This window comes from Streptomyces sp. NPDC000404 (assembly GCF_040300365.1).
GTDB lineage: Bacteria > Actinomycetota > Actinomycetes > Streptomycetales > Streptomycetaceae > Streptomyces > Streptomyces ramulosus.
The window spans coordinates 404,403-422,406 of the sequence record NZ_JBEPDN010000007.1; the positions used below are offsets into that span (position 1 = coordinate 404,403).

Consider the following 18,004-nt stretch of genomic DNA (forward strand, 5'->3'; position numbering starts at 1 on the left):
CCGCACGCCACCCTGTGGATATCGGGGCCCGGGTCAGCCCTCCAGCAGCGGCTGGGCCACGTAACCGCCGGACTCCGGGGCGGGCGGGACGGCGTACAGGCCGCTGGCCTCGTGGCGGAGGAAGGGGGAGAGGGCGTCGCCGCGGTCGAGTTTGCGCTGGATCTGGGTGAAGGCGCGCAGCGGATCGGCCTGCCAGCAGATGAAGAGGAGCCCGGCGTCCGGGGCGCCGTCGTCGCGGAAGCCGTCGTGGTACGAGAACGGGCGGCGGAGCAGGGCGGCGCCCTGGTTGGTCTCGGGGGCGGCGATGCGGGCGTGGGCATTGGCCGGGATGACGGGGAGGCCGTCGGGGCGGTTGGCGTCGAGGCGCATGGGGGTGGTCTCGTCGCCGCCGGTCAGGGGCGCGCCGGTGTCCTTGCGCCGCCCGATGATCTTCTCCTGGTCGGCGCGCGGACGCTTCTCCCAGTCGTCGAGGAGCATCCGGATGCGGCGGACGACGGCGTACGAGCCGCCGCGCATCCAGGTGGTGTCGGCGTCGCGGTCGACGAAGATGCGGGTGTCGAAGTCCGGATCGGACGGCTTGGGGTTGTTGGTGCCGTCGATCTGACCCATGAGGTTGCGGGTGGTCATGGGCCGGTCGGTGGCGCCGGGGGTGCGGTTGAAGCCGTTCATCTGCCAGCGCAGCCGGGCGGTGGGGGCGGCCTCCTTCTGGAGCGTGCGCAGGGCGTGGAAGGCGACGAGGGCGTCGTCGGCGCCGATCTGGAGCCAGAGGTCGCCGTTGCTGCGCTTCGGGTCGAGGGCGTCGGCGGAGAAGTCGGGCAGCGGGTCGAGCTGGACGGGGCGCTGCTTCGTCAGGCCGGTGCGGTCGAAGAAGGAGTGGCCGAGGCCGAAGGTGACGGTGAGGGAGGACGGCCCGGCGTCGGCGGCGACGGCGGTGTCGTGGGCGGGGGCGCGCCCTTCCATCAGGTCCTGGGCGGTGCGGGTCCAGCGGCGCAGCAGGGCGGCGGCGGCCTTGCGGCCGGCGTCGGGGGCGAGGTCGAAGGCGAGGAGGTGGCCGCTGGCCTGGAGCGGGGTGGTGATGCCCGCCTGGTGGGCGGCGCGCTCGGCGCGGAACGGGACGCGGGTGCTGCCGATGGTGGTGAGCGGGGCGGGTGCGTCGCCGCGGGCGGCGGACGCGCCGATGACGCCGCCCGCGGCGCCGACGACGAGCCCGGCGGCCCCGGCGGCGCCGACGGTGCCGAGCAGGCGGCGGCGGGACAGCTCCACGGTGGGCGCGGCGCCGTCGGCGGCCGCGCTCGGGGCGCTCGGGGCGCCCGGGGCGCCCGGGGCGGACGTGGCGGTTTCGGGGCGCGGGGTCTGCGGGGGAACGGCCTTCGCGTCCGGGGTCGCTTCGCGGTTGCCGTGCGGCTTCTTCGTGCTCATCAGTCGATCTTCACGTTCCTGGTTTCGGTCACCTGGTCGATGTCGGAGGTCCGGACGAGGAGGGAGAGCTGCCACCGGCCGGCGACGGGCAGTTGGACGTCGCCGGCGCGCCAGTGGCCCTTGCCGGTGTGGGCGGCGGTCACCGGGAGCGGCCCGAGGTGCTTGGCGCTCAGGGTGAAGGAGACCTTCATCTCGGGGACGTCCATGGTGGCCCCGGAGGGGTCGGAGATCCGTACCCGGAGCTGGTTGCCGCCGCCCGCGCGCCCGGGGTCGAGGTCGATGCGGGCGGTGCCCTTGCCGTGCGCGCCGCCGGTGTCGAACGGGATGGTCAGCACCTGCGGCTGGTTGGCCTCGGGGGACCGGTCGGCGCCCGAGGCCTGGAGGGCGGCCTCGGTGCGGGCCGGTTCGGTGCCGGTCAGCACGGTGGTGACGGCGAGCACGAGGACGGCGACGGCCGCCTCGGCCAGCACCGCACGCCGCAGCCCGAGCCGCTGCGGGTCGGCGTCGCGCAGCCGCTTGACCCGCGCGCTGCTCAACGCGGCCCGCTGCCGGGCGAGTTGCGCGGCCCTTACGGGGTCGGGGGCGGCGGCGTCGGGGGCGACGTCGGGGGCGTCCCGGAGTGCGGGCTCGGGGAGCGCGTCGGACGCCGCGCGCTCCGGGGCCGCCGCGCGCTCCGGGGCCGGGGCCGGCGCCGGGGCGGACGCCGCACCCGACGACGCTTCCGACTCCGTCCCCGTCCCGGTCCCCGACTCCGGCGCCGGTGCCTGGCCGGGGACCGGAACCGTACCGGCCGCCCCCGCGGCGCCGCCCTCCGCCGCAGCGGCCCCGGCTCCCGGCTCCGTCCCCGTAGCCGCCGTCTCCGCCAGGCGGGCCGTCCAGCGGCGGGAGATCCAGGCGAGGCCGACCAGCAGGATCACCAGGCCCGCCTTGAGCATCAGCAGTTGCCCGTAGGAGGTGCTGGTCAGGGCGTGGACGGTGCCGACCTGGCGCCAGGACTGGTAGAGGCCGGTGGCCACCAGGGCGAGGACCGAGGCGAAGGCGAGGCGGGAGAAGCGGCGGACGGCGGTGCGCTCCACCGGCGGCCCCCAGTACAGGGAGACGACGAGGGCGGCGAGGCCGCCGAGCCAGGTGGCGACGGCGAGCAGATGCACCAGATCGACGGGGACGGCGACGGCCGGCTGCAGCCCGGTGGAGGCGTGTTCGGCGAACGACCAGGTCGCGGCGGTCCCGGCGGCCAGCAGCGCCCCGCCGGCGGCGAGCCCGGCGGTGAGCCGCCGCAGCCGGGCGCGCGCCTCGGAGCCCGCGCCGCCCGGGGCGCCGGGGCCCGCCGCGTCACCCGGGACGGCCCCTGCGCCGGCCTCGGCGGCCGCCCGCCGCGTCCGCTCGTACGCCCCGAAGAGCAGCGTGACGAAGAGCGCCGCGCCCGCGAGGAGGAGCAGGCGGGCGGTGAGGGCGATGCCGGTCTTCGTCGGGAGGACGGCGCGGAGGGCGTCGAGGTCGGCGACGTCGGCGAGGTCGCCGGAGCCGGTGTACGGGCCGCGGAGCAGGAGGAGGGCGAGGGTGGCGGCGGTGAGCAGGACCCAGCCGCCGTGCACGGTCAGCCGCTGCACGGAGCGGACGCCCGCGGCCGCGGGGCGGCACGCGAGGACGAACGCGGCGCCGCCGAAGAGCAGCACGAAACCGGCGTAGGCGAGGTAGCGGGCGACGCCGTAGAGCGCGCCGACCGGGCCGCCGCCGGCCTCCTGCTGCGGCAGCGGCGCCTTGGTGGCGGACGGCGCGCCGATGGAGAAGGTGAAGGCACCGGAGACCGGGTGGCTGTCGGCGGAGACCGCCTGCCAGGCGACGGTGTACGTGCCGTGGGGCAGGCCCGGCGGCAGGCCGGTGCCGAACTTGACGGTCTCGCCGCTGCACAGATCGCGGAGCTTGCCGCGGTCGACGCGGGTGCCGTGCGGGTCGAGGACGCGTACGGAGTCGTCGCCCATCGCGACGCCTTCGGAGAAGCTCAGGGTGACCTGCTCGGGGGCGTGCGCGACCACCGCGCCCTGGGCCGGGTTGCTGCCGGTCAGCGCCGCGTGGGCCTGGGCCGGTGCGGCGGTGGCGAGCAGCAGGCCGCACAGGGCGACGGCGACGGCCAGCAGGCGCGCGGCCACCGGCCGCCGGGGCCGGGCGGCACCGGGGCGGGGACGGGCGGCGGTGCCGGTGGGCGTCGTCATGGATGCTCCCCTTCGGGTTCGTCGAGTGCGTGGGCGCGGGGCCCGGGTACGGAGCGGACGTACCCGGGCCCCTGGGGCGGGCCGTCGGCCGGCGCGCCCGAAGGCGGCGGACGGCCGAAAACGCGCCCCGGGGCGGCCTACTTGTGGGCGCTCTGGGAGTGGTCCATCCCGGAGTGATCCATGCCGGAGTGGTCCATGCCGCTCATGTCTCCGTCGTGCTTGGCGGCGGCGTCGCCGGGCCGGTACGTCGCGGACTTCACCGGCACCTGGACGGTGATCGCGTCCGCCTTGGCGAAGTGCAGCTGGACGGTGACCTTCTCGCCCTCGGCGGGCTTGTGCTTGAGGCCCATGAACATGATGTGGTCGCCGCCGCTGGCCAGCTTCAGCGCGCCGTCCGCCGGAACGGGCAGGGAGCTGACGTGTTCCATGGCGTTGCCCTTGGTGGTGTGCAGGGACACGTCGTCGGAGAGGTCGCTGGTGACGGAGGTGAGCTTGTCGGCGCCGCCGGTGTTCTCGACGGTGAGGAACGCCCCCGCCATCTTGTCGGTGACCGGCTGCGGCATGTACGAGCCGGTGACCTTCAGGTGCGGGGCTCTCTTCGCTGTGTCGGGCTTGTCGGATCCGGCCGACGAGCCGGCGCCGCAGCCGGCGAGACCGAGGACGCAGACGGCGGCGAGGGCGGTGGCGGTCAGGGTGCGGCGGTTCACGGGTTCTGCCCCTTGATGAGCTTCGGGAGTGCGGAGGTGTAGTTGTCGGCGGTGGCTTCCTGCATGCCCATCCAGTGGATGCGGTCGTCCTTGGGGGAGGCCATCAGGACCTGTGCGCCGTGGGTGGAGACGACGTCGCCGTTCTTCTTCACCACCGGCTTGTCGATGCCGATGTTGACGTCGCGGGCGCCGCGCTGGATGTCGGCGAACTTCCCGGTGAGGCCGGTGAAGTCCTTGTTGATGCCGCCGAGCCACTTCTTGAGCGCCTCGGGGGTGTCGCGCTCCGGGTCGGAGGTGATGAACAGGACGCGGAGATCGTCCTGTTCGGCCTTGGGCAGCTGCTTCACCGCGACGGCGATGTTGGCCATCGTCAGCGGGCAGACGTCCGGGCAGTTGGTGTAGCCGAAGTAGATGAGGGTCGGGTGGCCCTTGGTCTTCGCCAGCAGGTCGTACGGCTTGCCGTCGGAGTCGGTGAGGGTGAGGTCCGGCTTCTCGATCGGGTTGTCGAGCGTGACGATCGGCTTGGCGGTGGCGCCGGAGACCGACGCGGCGGGCTTGTCGCCGCCGTCGTCGTCGGGCCCGCAGGCGGTCAGGGTCAGGGCGGCGGCGGCCGTGAGGACGGCCGCGATCAGGGTTTTTCCACGCATGGAGGTATGTCCGGGGGTCGGTGAACGGGGGGCCGGGCCGGCGTCCGAGGGCGCCGGCCCGGAGGCGGTCAGGCGGTGCGGCGGCGTCCGGCGAACACGCCGAAGCCGACTCCGATGATGCCGACGACGATGCCGACGACGCCGAGCACCCGGGCCGTGGAGTCGCTGCCGGAGGCGTCCGCGGCGGCGGTGGCGGGCTTGGCGTCGGCCGACCCGGCCGGGGCGTCGGCGTCCGCGGCGGGCGGCGTGAGGGCGAGGACGGGCGCCGGGTTCTCCGGCTCCGGGGCGCCCTTCTTCTGCGGCTCGATCCAGCGCACGACCTCCTTGTTGTCGTACGTCTGGAGCGCCTTGAAGACGATCTGGTCGGCGTGGTCGGGCAGCTGGCCGACGGAGAGCGGGAACTGCTGGAACTGGCCCGGGGCGATGCCCTTGCCGTCCGCCGTCCACGTGATCTTCGACGGCGCCTTGTCGATCTTCTCGCCGTGCATCTCCAGCGGCTTGTCCAGCTTCGCCTCGTCGATCTCGACCTTCCAGCCCGGCACCGGCTGCGGCATGACGGACGCCAGCGGGTGGTCGGTCGGCAGGTTCACCTCGACCTTGACCGTCGAGGCGTGGTCGCGCTCGTTGGGCACCTTGATGTTGATCGTCGCGTAGCTGCCCTGCTCGGCGGTGCCGGGCTGCACGGAGACGTGCGCGAACGCGGGCCCGGCCAGCAGCAGCACACCGCCCGCGGCGAGCCCGCCGATCACCGGCAGCCGCCGCGCGATCCGGTGGCCGCGGCGCGGTGCGTACGAGGGCGGGTTCGGGTTCGGGTTCGGGGCCGTCCCGGGCGTCATCTCAGAAGCCATGGCGAAATGTCTCCACATCGGCGTCACGGGCGTCGGCGAGCGGTGCCGACGCCACAAGTGGCAAAAGCGTCAAAAGGGAAGATTCGGCGCATGCGGTGACGGCGCGGGAGTCCGGCCCGGTGGAGGGCGGATGCTGCGCGCGTCAGGCCGCGAGGGCGTATCCGGCGGTGCGGACGTGCCCCGGGGCCACGGCGGGCGGGCCCCGCCGGCCGACGCTGTGCTGGAGCGCGGGATCCTCCGGCCCGGACGGCCCCGCCGCGTGGGCGAGCGGCGCCGTGGGGCCGGTGCGGTGGCCGGGCAGCCCGGCGAGCAGGGTGCGGACGAGCGCCAGCGCCGAGCGCAGCGCCCCGGCCAGCGCCTGCGCCGCGGCCTCGTGCGCCACCGGCGCGGACAGCCGGATCAGCCGCCACAGCGCCGCCTCGCCGCGGCGCAGCAGCCAGCCGGCGGCCAGCGCGGCGAGGAGGTGACCGAGCAGCATCGGCAGCGACGGCAGCAGCGAGTGCCCCATCGGCGTGCCCGCCATACCGGCCATTCCGTGCGCGCCACCGGTGCCGAGGACCTCGGTGGTGCGCGGGTCGGACGGGTCGAAGCCGTTCTCGGCGACGATGCGGTGCGCCGCGTCGCCGCCGAGCCGTACGCCGTCGAGACCGCAGGTCAGACGGCGGGCTAGGGCGATCACGGTGGCGTCGTCGAGCCGTCCGCCGGCCGTCGTCACCGGCGCCGCGCAGTGCTGGCCGGCGGCGAACAGCGCATGCAGTGCGAGCTGTCCGACGGTGAGTGCCGCGGCGATACCGGGTAGGGATCGTTCCCGTCCGGCCAGCGGCGCGGCGACGACGAGGACGACGCCGCAGCCGGCGGCCAGTGTCCACAGCGGAACGGAGGCGAGAGAGCCGGCCATGTGCCCGGTCGCGGCCAGCACGACGCAGACCGCGGTGAACACCGCGGCCCTCAGCAGCCGCAGATCGGCGGCGGCGCGCGCGCGTGGGGCGGGGGCAGTCATGGCGGCGCCATCATCCCACCCGCCTCACCGGTCGCCTACGGCAGGTCGACGCGCGGGGGCGCCCGAGGGGGCCCACCGGAGGACGCCGGGGCGCGCGGGGGCGCACACCCCGGAGCGCACTTACACGGCGCGCTCGGTTCTCCGCATCCGCCGAACGAGCGGTGTGCCGCCCCGCGCATGCTTACGTCGCTCCTACGGCGGCAATACGTAACGGTATGTCGAGCCGCGGCCAGGAGGCTGGAGCGATGAGCATGTGGTGGTCACTCCATCTGCGCCGGGAACCGGCCAGCGTGCCGCTTGCCCGGCGACTGCTTCTGGGGGCCATGGAGACCGCCGGGGTCGATCCGGACATCTGCTACGACCTGTCGGTCGCCCTCTCCGAGGCATGCGCCAACGCCGTCGAACACGGCGGCGGCGACGACGGCTCGGACTACCGCGTCACGGCGTACATCGACGGCGACACCTGCCACATCGAGGTCAGCGACTCCGGCCCCGGCTTCGTCCGCACCCCCCGCTCCACCGACCCGACCCTGCTCACCCCGCCCCCCGCCCCCGCCGACGCCGAGGACGGCCGCGGCCTCTTCCTCATCGAGGCCCTCACCGATCACGTCCGCTACGCCACCGGCACCGGCCGAAGAGGCGCCGTGGTGAGCTTCGACAAGATCCTCAAATGGCGCGAGGGGGCTGCGCTGCCTATGGCGTCGTAGCCGGCCAGGTGCGTCAGGGCGGGGCCGGTCGGCGGTCACCGCTCCCAGTACTTCGCCACCGCCTGCGCGTACGCCACCCGGTGGTCGAGCCTGTCGTCCCTGACACGGAACCGGCCGCGTGCGGACTCGGTCAGGGGCGCCCGGCCGAGGAGCTTGCCCGGCTGCTTCCAGGCCGTTCGCAGTGGGGAGCCGATGTCGTCGGAGGGGAGGTCGGAGAGTGCCAGGCCAACCTGGTACAGCAGGACGAGCGGCAGCAGCGCCAGGCACAGGAGCAGCGACGGCACCGTACCCTCCCGCCCGAGCAGCACCGTCCCGTCGGGCAGATGGATCTCGTACGCCGGCCGCCAGCGCTTCTTCCGTGGTGGCAGGCGGAGTTCGGCCAGCGGTTCGTGATCGGGGGTGAGCACGGCGAGGCGGCCGTCGGCCTGCCGGACGACCACGGCGAGCGGCTCTTCGCCGGCGGCGTCGGCGGAGAGGGAGAAGCGTGGTTTGCCTCCTTCCGGGAGCGGGCGGCCGCCGGGGGCGCCGCGGCGTACGTGGACGGCGGCGGCGCCCCGGGGGCGTAGTTCGTGGCGTGCGGCGGCGGTGTGGCGGGTGAAGACGTGTGCCATCGGGTGTTCCGTTCGGTGGTGCCGGGCGGCGTGCCGGGTGGCTGCATGCCGCCCGGCACGGGGGCGTCCGGCGCCCGGTCGGCGATGTCCGGTGGGACTTCGGCGGCCGGGCGCCGGAGGCGTCCATGAAACCGGTCCGGTACGGGTGGCGCGACCAGCGCGTCCAGCCGCCCGAATGCGGTAACTCCCCGGAAACGGAGCCCCCGTGGCCGGTTCAGGGGCCGGTGGTGGCCGCCGGGTCCGTGGCGCGGCGTATGCGTCGGGCGGTGATGAGGTCGGGGAGGAGAGAGAGGAAGCCGAGGACGGCCAGGGTGGCGCCGACCCAGAGGGGGGCGCGCAGGCCGTAGCCCGCGCCGATGCCCAGGCCGCCGGCCCAGGAGCCGATCACGACGCCCATGGTGATCATGGAGGTGTGGACGGTGTTCACCAGCGGGCGGCCGTTGGCGGTCCGCATCACCCGGGTGACCAGCGCCGGGTTCATGGTGACGCCGACCAGCCCGGTGCCGAGCAGCGCGACGACGGCGGGAACCGGCTGATCGGCGAGGAGGCCGAACAGCGTCAGGAACGCCGTCAGCGCGATCAGGCCGGCCGTGAGGACGGGGAGCGTGTGGCGGTCGGCGAGCCGTCCGACGACGTTGTTGCCGATGACGGTGGCGACGCCGTAGGCGATCAGCAGCAGCGGGACGGTGCCGTCGCCGAAGCCGGTGACCTGCTTGAGGATCGGGGTGAAGTAGCTGAACGCGGCGTAGGTCGCGCCGATCACCAGGGTGCTGGTGGAGAACACCGCCCACAGCCGGGGGCGCTTCAGCTCCGCGGTCTCCTCGCGCAGGCTGCGGGCCTCCTGCTTCTCCAGCGCGGGCACCGTCGCGGCGGTGATCAGCCCCACGACGGCGGTGAGCGCCGTGACCGTCCAGAAGCTGGCGCGCCAGCCCCAGTGCTGGCCTATGAGGTTGGCGCCGGGCAGGCCCAGGACCGTACCGACCATCAGGCCGCCCAGCACGAGGGAGGTGGCCCGGCCGCGCAGCTTCTCGTCGGCGACCTCGACGCAGACGGCCAGCGCCACGCCGAAGAACGCGCCGGACACCGCGCCGGTGACGATCCGGGCGAGGACCATCACCGCATAGCCCGGCGAGGCCGCCGCCAGCGCCTCACCGAGGACGAACAGCGCGAACAGCACCATCAGGCCGCTCTTGTGCCGCAGCCGCAGTAAGGCGACGGCGAGCAGCGGGCCGCCGACGGCCATGGCGAAGGCGTAGTACGAGATGAGGTAGCCGATCTGCGGGATCGGCACGTCGAGGCCGCGGGCCATCACCGGCATCAGGCCGGAGACCTGGAGTTCGCTGGTGACCATGGCGAAGATGCCGAGGCCCAGGACGTAGACGGTCAGCGGCATCGTGGGGCGGCTCTTCGGGGCGGCGGGCGGCGCCGTCCGGGTGGTCGGTGCGGTCGTCATTCCGGTGCACCGTCCGAAGCTCCGTCCGGCGCCTGGAACGAGCCGTAGCGTTCGCCGATCTCCTTGGCGCGGGGGTTGTCCGCCGGGTCGAACGGCGGGACCGGCTCGCCCGGCCGGGCCTCGCGGCCCGCCTCCAGGAAGAGGCGCTCGAAACCGCCGGGCGTGAACATCGCGAGCAGCCGGGCGGGGTGCAGGCCGGTGTTGCGGAAGCGGTGGTAGATGCCGCGCGGGACGAAGACGAAGTCGCCGGACCGCACCTCGTACGCGGCGTCGTCGGCGTACATGTCCAACTCGCCGGAGAGGAGGTAGAACGCCTCGTCCTCGTGGGTGTGGTTGTGCAGCGGCGGGCCGCCTCCGGGCGGAACCGTCGCCTCCAGCAGGGCCAGGTCGCCTTGGGTGCCCTCGGCGCCGACCTTCACGGTGTAGACATCGCCGTTGAGCCACACCGTCGGGCCCTGACCGGCCTTCACCAGGCGGACCCCGCCGCCCGGGCCGCTCGGCCGCTCGGGAACGGCCGCATCGCCGTCCCGCTGGAGGAAACTCATCGTCTTCCTTTCCGCTCCGCCCGCGGCGGTGGGCCGCGGGTGTCCGGGCCGCCTGCGGTGGCCGGGACGAAGGGTGGTCCGGGCGGCCCGCCCGGTGCCGGGCGGGCCGAGGACTCCGTCGGAGAGCGTCAACAGCGGCTGGAGCGGAAGGATTTCGTCCTCTTGGCGGCGGGGCGGGAGTTGCGCCTGTGGGTGGTCCGGCGGCCGCCCGTGGTCGGTTCAGCCCGTGGCCAGGGGCACGGCGGGGAGGGCCGCGGGCGTCGCGGGGCGGCCCGCCTGGACGGTCCAGACGCGGCCGGTGCCCGGGTCGGCGAGGACGGTTTCGACGGCGGCGGCGACCTCGTCCGGCGCGGCGAGCAGCAGCCCGCGGGCGAACAGCCCGGCGCGGAACGGGGCGACGGCCGGGGTGTCGACCAGGCCCGGGCAGAGGGCGTTGAGCCGGATCCGGTCCGCGGCCAGCTGCGGTGCGGCGGAGCGGACCAGCCCGACCAGGGCGTGTTTGGCGGTGGCGTAGAAGACGTCGGGGGAGCCGGTCAGCCCGGCGAGGCTGCCGAGGACGACCAGGCTGCCGCCCCGGCTCCGCAGGGGCGGCAGCGCGGCGTGCAGCCCGTAGACGACGCCGTCCAGGTCGGTGCGGAGGGTGTCCCGGTAGGCGTGCGGGGTGAAATCGGCCAGGGTGCAGCGGCCCGGGACGGCGGCACCGAGCACGACCGCGTCGAGCCGGCCGAACTCCTCGACGGTACGGGCCACCGCCCATGCGTTCTCCTCGGGCGCCCCCACATCGGCGGCGACGGCGAGCCCGCCGCACGCCGCGGCCACGGCGCCCGCGCCCGCGGCGTCCCGGTCGACCACGGCCACCCGCCAGCCGCTCCGGGCCAGCCGTCGCGCGGTGGCGGCGCCGATGCCGGACGCGCCACCGGTGATCAAGGCGGCACGGCCGGGCACACCGTCCGACGCGCCACCGGGGCCGCCCGCCGCACCGCCTCCCCCGGTGGCCGTCACCCCGCGCCTCCCGGTGCGGCCAGCGGCACGACCGCCACCCCGGAACGCCGCAGCCCGTGCCGGCGCAAATAGGCCCGGCCGAAGAGCCGTTGGACGGCGAAGAGCGTCACCAGGGTCACGGCCAGCAGCGCATCGTCGAGGGCCGGCACCACGTCGATCGGCAGGGTCATCGCCAGGGCGACGCGCAGCGCGCTGTCGAGCAGGCAGGCGACGCCCCACAGGGCGCTGCACAGCCACAGCATCCGACGGAACGCGGGATGCCGCTCCCAGCTCTCCGCCAGCGTCCGCTGCCGCTCCTCGTCCACGACGAGCCGCAGCGCCTCGTACAGGAACGGGCGGCGGAACAGCAGCGTGCCCAGCATCCATCCGCCGAGCGCCGCCATGCCCCACCCGTTGCGGATCAGCAGCAGCCGGGGCGAGCCGGTCACGAACGACATCGCGACGGTCAGCCCCATCGTGCCGAGCAGGAAGAGCGGCAGCCCTCCGACGCGGCGCTCGGCGACGAGCCCGCGGACCGCACCCGCCACCGGAATCACGGCCCCCGCGAGCAACGCGGCGAACGGGCTCGCCCCCAGCCACCGCAGCCCGTAGAAGAGCGCCAGCGGGAGCCCCGCGTGCACCAGCAGCGTGCGGCTGAGCGCGCCGCCGGCGCGGGGACGGGGGAGGGACGTGCGACGGGCTTCGGGCGCGCCGCCCGCGCCGGAGACGTCGCCGCTGCCGGGAGCCCTGCCGGAAGCCCTGCCGGAAGGCCTGCCGGAAGGCCTGCCGGTCACCGTCCCGCCTCCGTCGCGCGGGCGAACGTGGTGACCAGCTCCCGGCCGTACGTGTCGACGTCGAGGGCCGGTTCGCCGCGCAGGCGTACCGCGGCGGCGTCGACGGCGCCGCGGATCACCACCGCCATCGACACCACGTCGAACTCCCGGAACTCACCGCTGCGTTGACCGGCCGCCAGCAGCTCCGCCAGCCCGCGCAGGCTCGGCTCCTGCGCGCTGCGCGAGGTGTACGGGGCGCCGTCCGCGTCCCGGGCGTGCGGACCGATCTCGGTGAGCGCCAGCATCTCCCGCGGATGGTCGCGCAGGAACTGCAGATTGGCCTCCAGATAGGCGCGCAACTTGCCCGCCGCCGTCTCCTCGCCGGCCATCCGCCCCCCGATGAACTCCGCCCCCGCGGTGAACACCTCCCGCACGATCTGGTGCATCAGATCGTCCTTGTCGGCGAAGTGGTACGAGATCATCCGCGGGCTGCTCAGCCCGGCCCGCTCGGTGATCCTCGCGAACGACGCCTTGGCGTAACCGAGTTCGGCGATCGTGTCGATCGCCGCCGCCACGATCTGCGCCCGCCGCGCGGCATTGGTGAACGTCCGCGAAGCCCTCCCCGACTCCCCGCCGGACGCCGCCACGGGCTCCTGCCCGGCCCGACCGGCTCGCCCTGACCGCTCTACCTGACCTGCCTGGCCTGCCTGTTCCGTCTGCTCGGCGCTTCCGGCCCGGACGGCCGTCCGCGCCCCCCGCCCTGCCTGATCGCTCCGCTCGGCTCGCGCCATGGGCCCTCCCCAGGATCCGCATCCGTCCGCTCGGCGGCACGGCGTGCGTGCTGCCGGCTCTCGCCCCCGCTTTTATCTAGTCGAATAAAAGCTACCCCAGGTGAATCAACCTTGTCCCGCGTCCGGCGAATCCGGTGCCGCGCCGCCGGCCGTCTGAGTACCGCGACTCATGTGCCCCCGCCGGTGCCGCAGTTGGATGCCGGTATGACCGCTCTTCCGCCCGCCGTCCCCGCACGAAAGCCCGCCCCGCCCCACGCGGCGCCGCCCCGCCCCGTGCCGTCGCTGCCGCCCGGCTTCCTGCAGGAGGGCGCGGCGGTCCGGGCGGAGGAGGCGGGGCCGGGCGCCGGGACGGTCGGCGCTGCGCCCGGCGCCTGGCTGCCCGCGAACGACGGCACCGGTCCGTACGCCGGAGGCCCGTTGGCCGCGCTGCCGAGTTGGCGTCCGGAGCCCCGCGATCCCTGGGCGATCGCCTGGACGGCGGTGGCGAGCGTCGCCACCACGTCGATGGTGGGGATCGGCGCGCTCTTCGGCTACATCTCGCCGATCTGGTGCGGCTCCTGCGACAAAGCCGAGCAGCATCGCTTCGACCACTACTACTGGGGCTACTGGGTCGCGCTGCTCATCCCCCTCATTCTGCTGATCGGCGGCTCGTCGCTGCCCCCGCACAAGCGGTACGCGACCGTCCGCATCGTCTTCCTGGCCTCCGCCATGGCCCTCTCCGTCCTGATCCCGGTGCTGTATTACGAGCTGCTCGGCACCGTCCACTAGGGCAGCGCTGCCCTGGATCGCCCGCCGGGGCGGTCAGTGTGGTGTCCGGGCCCGTCGCCAGGCCGGGCTGTCCAGGAAGAAGTTGTCGAAGCGCTCCTGCGATTCCAGGATCTCCTGCGGGTCCGCCGTGCCCTTGCTGACGCGGTCCAGCAGGCGGAAGTAGTCGAAGCGCTCGACGCCGGGCGTGATGACGATCAGGACGTCCGCCTCCGTGCCCGGTTCCGCGGCGAAGGCGTGCGGCATGCGGGGCGGGACGAGGAGGAAGTCGCCCTCGTCGGCCGTGACCACGTCCTCCCCGGTCAGGGCCTGGAGCCGGCCGCCCAGGACGAAGAACAGTTCGGCGGCGCCGGTGTGGTGGTGCGGCGCGGCGCCGTCGGCGCCGGGCGCCAGGGTGACCCGGTGGGCGCTGACCGCCCCGCCGGTGGTGCCCGCGTCGGCGAAGAGCCGCAGTGAACTCCCGGCGCCGCGCAGCGTTTCGGCATCGGCATCGCGCACCAGGACCGCGCCCCGGTCGGCAGGGGTGAGCAGGGACATGGGCCCCTCCATTCGTTGGATGTACGTCGTGGGACGTCCTTGGCGTCGTTGGGCGTCCTTGGACGTCGACAGGCATCGTCATCGTTCGGCGCCAGATAGTAAGACGTCGAATTACTTGCTGTCGAACTATCTGATGTCGAATAGGCTGGGGCGGTGAGCGACAAGGATGCGGTCGACGCGATCGTCGGCCAGTGGGGCACGGAACGGCCGGACCTGGACCTGGCGGCACTGGGCGTCTTCGGGCGGCTGAGCCGCCTGTTCCTCGTCCTCGCGCCCGCCCTGGAAGAGGTCTTCACCCGCCACGGGCTGCGGCGCGGCGAGTTCGACGTCCTGGCCGCGCTGCGCCGCTCCGGGGACCCGTACACCCTGATCCCGTCCGAACTGGCGAAGACGCTGATGCTGTCGCGCGCCGGAATGACCAACCGCCTGGACCGCCTGGAGTCGGCCGGCCTCGTCGAACGCCGCCTCGACCCCGGCGACCGGCGCAGCTTCCGCGTCGCCCTCACCGCCCGCGGACGCGAGGTCGCGGACGCCGCCGTCACCGACCATGTCGCCAATGAGTCCCGCCTCCTCGCCGGACTCACCCCCGACGAACGCGCCACCCTCGACCACGCCCTGCGCGTCCTGCTCCGGGAGTTGGAGCGGCCCGGGGCGGACGAGGAGCGCCCCGCCGCCGGCCGGAAACGGCCCTGACCTGCCCGCGCGCACCGGTGCCCGCCACGCGTCACACGTGGCGGGCACCGGTGCGTCGGCTCAGAGCGTCGGGTGCTGCGGGCGGTGGGCGCAGAGGGCCCAGATGACCCAGGCGGCGAGGGCGATGGAGATGATCGCCCAAAGGGGCTGGTAGGGCAGCCACATGAAGTTGGCGATGAGGCTGAGCGACGCCATCATCACGCCCAGGATCCGCGCCCACATCGCGTCCGTCAGCAGGCCGAGCCCGGTGATGACGGCGACGACGCCGAGCGCCACCAGCACCCAGCCCCAGGCCGTGAGGTCGAACCGGTACACGTACTGGTTGACGGCCGTGTAGATCGCGTCGGAGGAGAGCGCGGTGATGCCCTTGAGGATGTCGAGGACGCCGCCGACGATCAGGACGATCCCCGCGAACACCGTGCCGCCGACCGCCCATGCGCGGGTGGTGGAGTCCGGTTCGGCCCCGTGCTGCGGGTGGTTGTGCGGTGTCGCGGTGTGCGCCATGTCCGCTCCTCTGGTCGGATACGCCCACCGTCGCGGGCCCGGCCACCGGCCACCACCCGGGTGCCGCCATTCGGGGGAATCTCCCCGATCCGGGTTTCGGCACCCGGGCCGTACGCGCGCCGGCGTCCGCCCGTACGGCTCGGACCGCTCCGTACGAGGGGACGTCGAGGTCAGTCGAGCGCGTCCTCCTGGTCCGCCTGCCAGGCGGTGACGTGGGAGGCGTCGTTGACGGTCAGGCCCTCGCCGGGGGTCTTCAAGGTGGCCGTGCCGTCGAGCGGGGCGCCGTCCTTGCCGCGCAGACCGAGGGTGAACGAGGTCGTGGTGTGCGGGTGCGCGCCCTTCTCGGGGAGGAGCAGGGCGGCGTACGCGGTCTCGCCCGGGTCCAGGGCGACCGTGGCGTGGGTGTCGGCGCCCGCGGCGGCGGCGACGGGCTTCTTGGCGGCGGGGTGGCCGACGGTCGGGAGGCCGTAGGCGGTGCAGGCGGTGTCGGAGATGTTGGTGGCCTTGAGGAGGACCGCCGGGTGGGTGCCGCCGGCGTCCGCGAACTCCACCTGCACCTTGTCGGTGGTGCAGGCGTCGCCCGCCTCCTTGCCGGGGTCACCGCCCTTGTCCGCACCGGACGACGCCGGCGCCTGGCCGTCGTCGGACGCGGACGGCGTCCCGGAAGGCGACCCGACGGCGGGTGATCCGGAGCCACTGCTCTGTACGGCGGTGGCGGAGGCGTCCCCGTCGGCGTCGCAGGCGGTGGTGGCGAACACGGTCGCGCCGACGACGGCGGCCAGGGCGAAGGAGCGGCGGAGGCGGAAGGGCATACGTGGTCCTCGTGGGGCTCGGCAGGGGAACGGCGGGGGAGCGCCGTTCGGCGTCGAGCCTGTCATGTCCGCGGAATACGTACTGGTGAAAGGTGCCGTAGAGGTGCGAGGTGTCACCCGGACTTACCAGGAACCGACGTCTGCGCCCGACGCCCGGCCCGAAGCGCCGGGCGGGCGGTGGGGCCTGACGGCCTGACAGGAGCCGGGACGGGGGCCGGGCGCGGCGAGCCGAACCGCGGCCCCGTTGCCGACAGGAACCCTTCCTGGCCGACAGGAACCCTTCCTGAAGGATGCCGCCGCCCTCGTCACCTACCGGGAGCGGCAGCCGGCCGGACACGTGAAACACATGGAGCCGGACACGCGAAACACATGGAACACGTGAAAAGGGCCGGGCCCGGGGGGAGTTCCCCGGGCCCGGCCCTTTCGTATGCGGTGGTGCGCTGCGTCAGCCCGTGGCGGCTTCGGCGCCCGTGCCGGACTTCGCATCCGTACCGGACTTCGCGCCTGTACCGGCGTCGGCCGCCTCCGTACCTCCGTCGGCCGGCGCGGGCTCGTCCGTCTGCTGCCGCGGAATCTTCAGGTCCGCGACCGGGGACAGCGCCGCCGCGAAGCGGGGCCAGAAGATCAGGACGACCGGGTAGATCGCGTAGCCGAGGCGGGTCGCGGGGGAGAGGACGATCGCCAGGAGGAGGCCGATGGCGAGGCGGTCGGCGGCGGCGATGACCGTCCGCGGCGGGCGGACCAGCAGCGAGACGGCGACGCCGAGCGCGCTGACGCCGATCAGCGCGACCGTCACGGTCTTGCCGATCTCCGGCAGCAGCAGCACGATCAGGTGGCCCAGCAGCGGGCTCTGCGCGGAGGAGTTGGCCTCGCCCATGCCGAGCGGGTAGAGGATCGCGTTCTGGAGGAAGGCGTTGGAGTCGATCAGCGCGGCGGGCAGCGCGGCCAGCGCCGCGAGGCCGACCGAACCGGCCGCGCACCTGGCCGCGGCGCCCTTCCCCTTCGTCACCCAGAGCAGGGCCAGCGCCACCGGGATCGCCGGCCACGCCGTCCACTTCAGGGCGGACGCGACGCCGAGCGCGAGGCCCGCGGCGCCGGGCCGGTCCCGCTGGAGGAAGGCGAGGGCCAGCACGATGAGGCCGATGACCGGCGGGTCCACGCCGCCGATGGTCAGCGGCAGGATGAGGACGGGGCAGGCGATGAGCCACAGGGCGCCGGTGCTCGGGGTGACGCCGCCGGGCGTGGCGAGCGGGGCCGGGCCGCGGTCCTTGGTCAGGACGCGGACCGCCCACAGGACGACCGCCAGGAATCCGATGAGGGACCACAGGCGCGCGCTGGTCAGCGGGTTGTCGCCGAACAGCGCGTCGGGTATGCCGAACAGCGACATGCCGGGCAGGTACGGGTTGAACTGCGGGACGGTGTGCGGGTCGGCGATGTACGGCGTCCCGGTGTCCAGGAGCAGCTTGGCGCCGCGCTGGATGACGCCGACCTCCATCTGCTCCTTGTCGATCACCGTCAGATAGATCAGCGGCACCAGACCGGCGCCGGCGACGGAGACGATCGCGGGCAGCCGCCCCCAGCGGCGGACCGAGCAGGCGGCGAGGATCGCGGCGAGCGCGTAGCCGACGGCGCTGCACAGGCCCCAGGCCTGCTGCGAGGTGTTCGGCGGCGAGGCCAGCCCGACGCTCAGCCCCGCGATGGCGCAGCCCGCCAGGACCGGCCAGTCCCAGCGCCAGCCGCCGCGGCGGGTGGGGGCCGCCGCCGTGCCGTCGGTGTGCGTGGTGTCCGTAGCCATCAGCGGCCTGCCTCTCGGCGGGCCCGGGGGCCGGGGACGGGCGAGGCGGGCCGGGCGGCTCGGTGGGCATACGCCATGCCCATGCCGAGTGGGGGGAGAGGGAGGGTCATACCGCAACTATAAACGCCAAGTATACGCAAGAGGTATACGCGCGGTGTGCAGGTATGAACCGGACAAAGTGCCGAAGTTTCCGGCCCTGTGGC

At 74.3% G+C, this 18,004-nt stretch carries 18 protein-coding genes and 1 pseudogene; 3 read left to right on the plus strand and 16 right to left on the minus strand.

Annotated elements, in window-relative coordinates; genetic code table 11:
• Window positions 1–33: 33 nt before the first annotated feature.
• From efeB to ABT345_RS16330, 6 genes and pseudogenes are all read right to left on the minus strand, one after another.
• Complete coding sequence (efeB, locus tag ABT345_RS16305; RefSeq protein ID WP_345089485.1) at window positions 34–1,419, minus strand: iron uptake transporter deferrochelatase/peroxidase subunit; 1,386 nt, start codon at window positions 1,417–1,419, stop codon at window positions 34–36.
• Complete coding sequence (locus ABT345_RS16310) at window positions 1,419–3,632, minus strand: copper resistance CopC/CopD family protein (RefSeq protein ID WP_345089488.1); 2,214 nt, start codon at window positions 3,630–3,632, stop codon at window positions 1,419–1,421. The genes efeB and ABT345_RS16310 overlap by 1 nt, the downstream gene beginning before the upstream one ends.
• A 236-nt stretch (window positions 3,633–3,868) precedes the next feature.
• Window positions 3,869–4,339: pseudogene (locus ABT345_RS16315) on the minus strand (copper chaperone PCu(A)C); the annotation flags it as partial.
• Window positions 4,336–4,986 carry an SCO family protein gene (locus ABT345_RS16320; RefSeq protein ID WP_345089494.1) on the minus strand — a complete coding sequence of 217 codons (651 nt, stop codon included), beginning with the start codon at window positions 4,984–4,986 and terminating at the stop codon, window positions 4,336–4,338. The pseudogene ABT345_RS16315 and the gene ABT345_RS16320, both read right to left, overlap by 4 nt.
• A 68-nt stretch (window positions 4,987–5,054) precedes the next feature.
• Complete coding sequence (locus tag ABT345_RS16325) at window positions 5,055–5,834, minus strand: YcnI family copper-binding membrane protein (RefSeq protein ID WP_345089497.1); 780 nt, start codon at window positions 5,832–5,834, stop codon at window positions 5,055–5,057.
• 142 nt (window positions 5,835–5,976) lie between these two features.
• Window positions 5,977–6,834, minus strand: coding sequence for a hypothetical protein (locus tag ABT345_RS16330; protein WP_345089500.1), 858 nt, complete (start codon window positions 6,832–6,834; stop codon window positions 5,977–5,979).
• 245 nt (window positions 6,835–7,079) lie between these two features.
• Between ABT345_RS16330 and ABT345_RS16335 the strand changes: the two genes are divergently transcribed.
• The gene (locus ABT345_RS16335) at window positions 7,080–7,541 is read left to right on the plus strand and encodes an ATP-binding protein (RefSeq protein ID WP_345089502.1); all 462 of its coding nucleotides are present in this window, start codon (window positions 7,080–7,082) and stop codon (window positions 7,539–7,541) included.
• Window positions 7,542–7,576: 35 nt separating this feature from the next.
• On the opposite strand, the gene ABT345_RS16340 is transcribed toward ABT345_RS16335, so the two are convergent.
• The 6 genes from ABT345_RS16340 to ABT345_RS16365 all read right to left on the minus strand — a co-directional run bounded on the left by ABT345_RS16340 (window position 7,577) and on the right by ABT345_RS16365 (window position 12,551).
• Window positions 7,577–8,152, minus strand: a complete 576-nt coding sequence (locus ABT345_RS16340; protein ID WP_345089505.1) for a hypothetical protein — start codon at window positions 8,150–8,152, stop codon at window positions 7,577–7,579.
• A 214-nt stretch (window positions 8,153–8,366) separates the two neighbouring features.
• Window positions 8,367–9,605: an MFS transporter gene (locus tag ABT345_RS16345; RefSeq protein ID WP_345089508.1), complete on the minus strand. Its 1,239-nt coding sequence runs from the start codon at window positions 9,603–9,605 to the stop codon at window positions 8,367–8,369.
• Window positions 9,602–10,150, minus strand: a complete 549-nt coding sequence (locus tag ABT345_RS16350) for a quercetin 2,3-dioxygenase (RefSeq protein ID WP_345089511.1) — start codon at window positions 10,148–10,150, stop codon at window positions 9,602–9,604. The genes ABT345_RS16345 and ABT345_RS16350 overlap by 4 nt, the downstream gene beginning before the upstream one ends.
• 219 nt (window positions 10,151–10,369) lie before the next feature.
• Complete coding sequence (locus ABT345_RS16355) at window positions 10,370–11,152, minus strand: SDR family NAD(P)-dependent oxidoreductase (RefSeq protein WP_345089514.1); 783 nt, start codon at window positions 11,150–11,152, stop codon at window positions 10,370–10,372.
• A complete protein-coding gene (locus ABT345_RS16360) occupies window positions 11,149–11,925 on the minus strand; it encodes a VC0807 family protein (RefSeq protein ID WP_345089517.1) in 777 nt (258 codons plus the stop codon). Before ABT345_RS16360 ends, ABT345_RS16355 begins: the two co-directional genes overlap by 4 nt.
• A complete protein-coding gene (locus tag ABT345_RS16365) occupies window positions 11,922–12,551 on the minus strand; it encodes a TetR/AcrR family transcriptional regulator (RefSeq protein WP_345089520.1) in 630 nt (209 codons plus the stop codon). The genes ABT345_RS16360 and ABT345_RS16365 overlap by 4 nt, the downstream gene beginning before the upstream one ends.
• 348 nt (window positions 12,552–12,899) lie before the next feature.
• On the opposite strand from ABT345_RS16365, the gene ABT345_RS16370 reads away from it, so the two are divergent.
• Window positions 12,900–13,463 carry a hypothetical protein gene (locus ABT345_RS16370; protein WP_345089523.1) on the plus strand — a complete coding sequence of 188 codons (564 nt, stop codon included), beginning with the start codon at window positions 12,900–12,902 and terminating at the stop codon, window positions 13,461–13,463.
• Between the two features lie 33 nt (window positions 13,464–13,496).
• On the opposite strand, the gene ABT345_RS16375 is transcribed toward ABT345_RS16370, so the two are convergent.
• Window positions 13,497–13,997: a cupin domain-containing protein gene (locus ABT345_RS16375; RefSeq protein ID WP_345089526.1), complete on the minus strand. Its 501-nt coding sequence runs from the start codon at window positions 13,995–13,997 to the stop codon at window positions 13,497–13,499.
• 153 nt (window positions 13,998–14,150) lie between these two features.
• Here ABT345_RS16375 and ABT345_RS16380 point away from each other — a divergent pair, with 153 nt between their 5' ends.
• Entirely contained in the window at window positions 14,151–14,690 is a 540-nt protein-coding gene (locus tag ABT345_RS16380; protein WP_345089529.1) for a MarR family winged helix-turn-helix transcriptional regulator, read from the plus strand.
• Between the two features lie 60 nt (window positions 14,691–14,750).
• Here the strand turns inward: ABT345_RS16380 and ABT345_RS16385 are convergent, their stop codons facing one another.
• The 3 genes from ABT345_RS16385 to ABT345_RS16395 form a co-directional block, all read right to left on the minus strand.
• Window positions 14,751–15,194: a DUF7144 family membrane protein gene (locus ABT345_RS16385; protein WP_345089532.1), complete on the minus strand. Its 444-nt coding sequence runs from the start codon at window positions 15,192–15,194 to the stop codon at window positions 14,751–14,753.
• 170 nt (window positions 15,195–15,364) lie between these two features.
• Complete coding sequence (locus ABT345_RS16390) at window positions 15,365–16,006, minus strand: DUF4232 domain-containing protein (RefSeq protein ID WP_345089535.1); 642 nt, start codon at window positions 16,004–16,006, stop codon at window positions 15,365–15,367.
• Window positions 16,007–16,451: 445 nt separating this feature from the next.
• Window positions 16,452–17,801 carry a glycosyltransferase family 87 protein gene (locus tag ABT345_RS16395; protein ID WP_345089538.1) on the minus strand — a complete coding sequence of 450 codons (1,350 nt, stop codon included), beginning with the start codon at window positions 17,799–17,801 and terminating at the stop codon, window positions 16,452–16,454.
• Between the last annotated feature and the right edge of the window lie 203 nt (window positions 17,802–18,004).

Bases quoted from the DNA above. Each gene is read 5' to 3' on its own strand.
- efeB (WP_345089485.1), bottom strand. From the start codon at position 1,419: ATGAGCACGAAGAAGCCGCACGGCAACCGCGAAGCGACCCCGGACGCG.
- ABT345_RS16310 (WP_345089488.1), bottom strand. From the start codon at position 3,632: ATGACGACGCCCACCGGCACCGCCGCCCGTCCCCGCCCCGGTGCCGCC.
- ABT345_RS16320 (WP_345089494.1), bottom strand. From the start codon at position 4,986: ATGCGTGGAAAAACCCTGATCGCGGCCGTCCTCACGGCCGCCGCCGCC.
- ABT345_RS16325 (WP_345089497.1), bottom strand. From the start codon at position 5,834: ATGGCTTCTGAGATGACGCCCGGGACGGCCCCGAACCCGAACCCGAAC.
- ABT345_RS16330 (WP_345089500.1), bottom strand. From the start codon at position 6,834: ATGACTGCCCCCGCCCCACGCGCGCGCGCCGCCGCCGATCTGCGGCTG.
- ABT345_RS16335 (WP_345089502.1), top strand. From the start codon at position 7,080: ATGAGCATGTGGTGGTCACTCCATCTGCGCCGGGAACCGGCCAGCGTG.
- ABT345_RS16340 (WP_345089505.1), bottom strand. From the start codon at position 8,152: ATGGCACACGTCTTCACCCGCCACACCGCCGCCGCACGCCACGAACTA.
- ABT345_RS16345 (WP_345089508.1), bottom strand. From the start codon at position 9,605: ATGACGACCGCACCGACCACCCGGACGGCGCCGCCCGCCGCCCCGAAG.
- ABT345_RS16350 (WP_345089511.1), bottom strand. From the start codon at position 10,150: ATGAGTTTCCTCCAGCGGGACGGCGATGCGGCCGTTCCCGAGCGGCCG.
- ABT345_RS16370 (WP_345089523.1), top strand. From the start codon at position 12,900: ATGACCGCTCTTCCGCCCGCCGTCCCCGCACGAAAGCCCGCCCCGCCC.
- ABT345_RS16375 (WP_345089526.1), bottom strand. From the start codon at position 13,997: ATGTCCCTGCTCACCCCTGCCGACCGGGGCGCGGTCCTGGTGCGCGAT.
- ABT345_RS16385 (WP_345089532.1), bottom strand. From the start codon at position 15,194: ATGGCGCACACCGCGACACCGCACAACCACCCGCAGCACGGGGCCGAA.
- ABT345_RS16390 (WP_345089535.1), bottom strand. From the start codon at position 16,006: ATGCCCTTCCGCCTCCGCCGCTCCTTCGCCCTGGCCGCCGTCGTCGGC.
- ABT345_RS16395 (WP_345089538.1), bottom strand. From the start codon at position 17,801: ATGGCTACGGACACCACGCACACCGACGGCACGGCGGCGGCCCCCACC.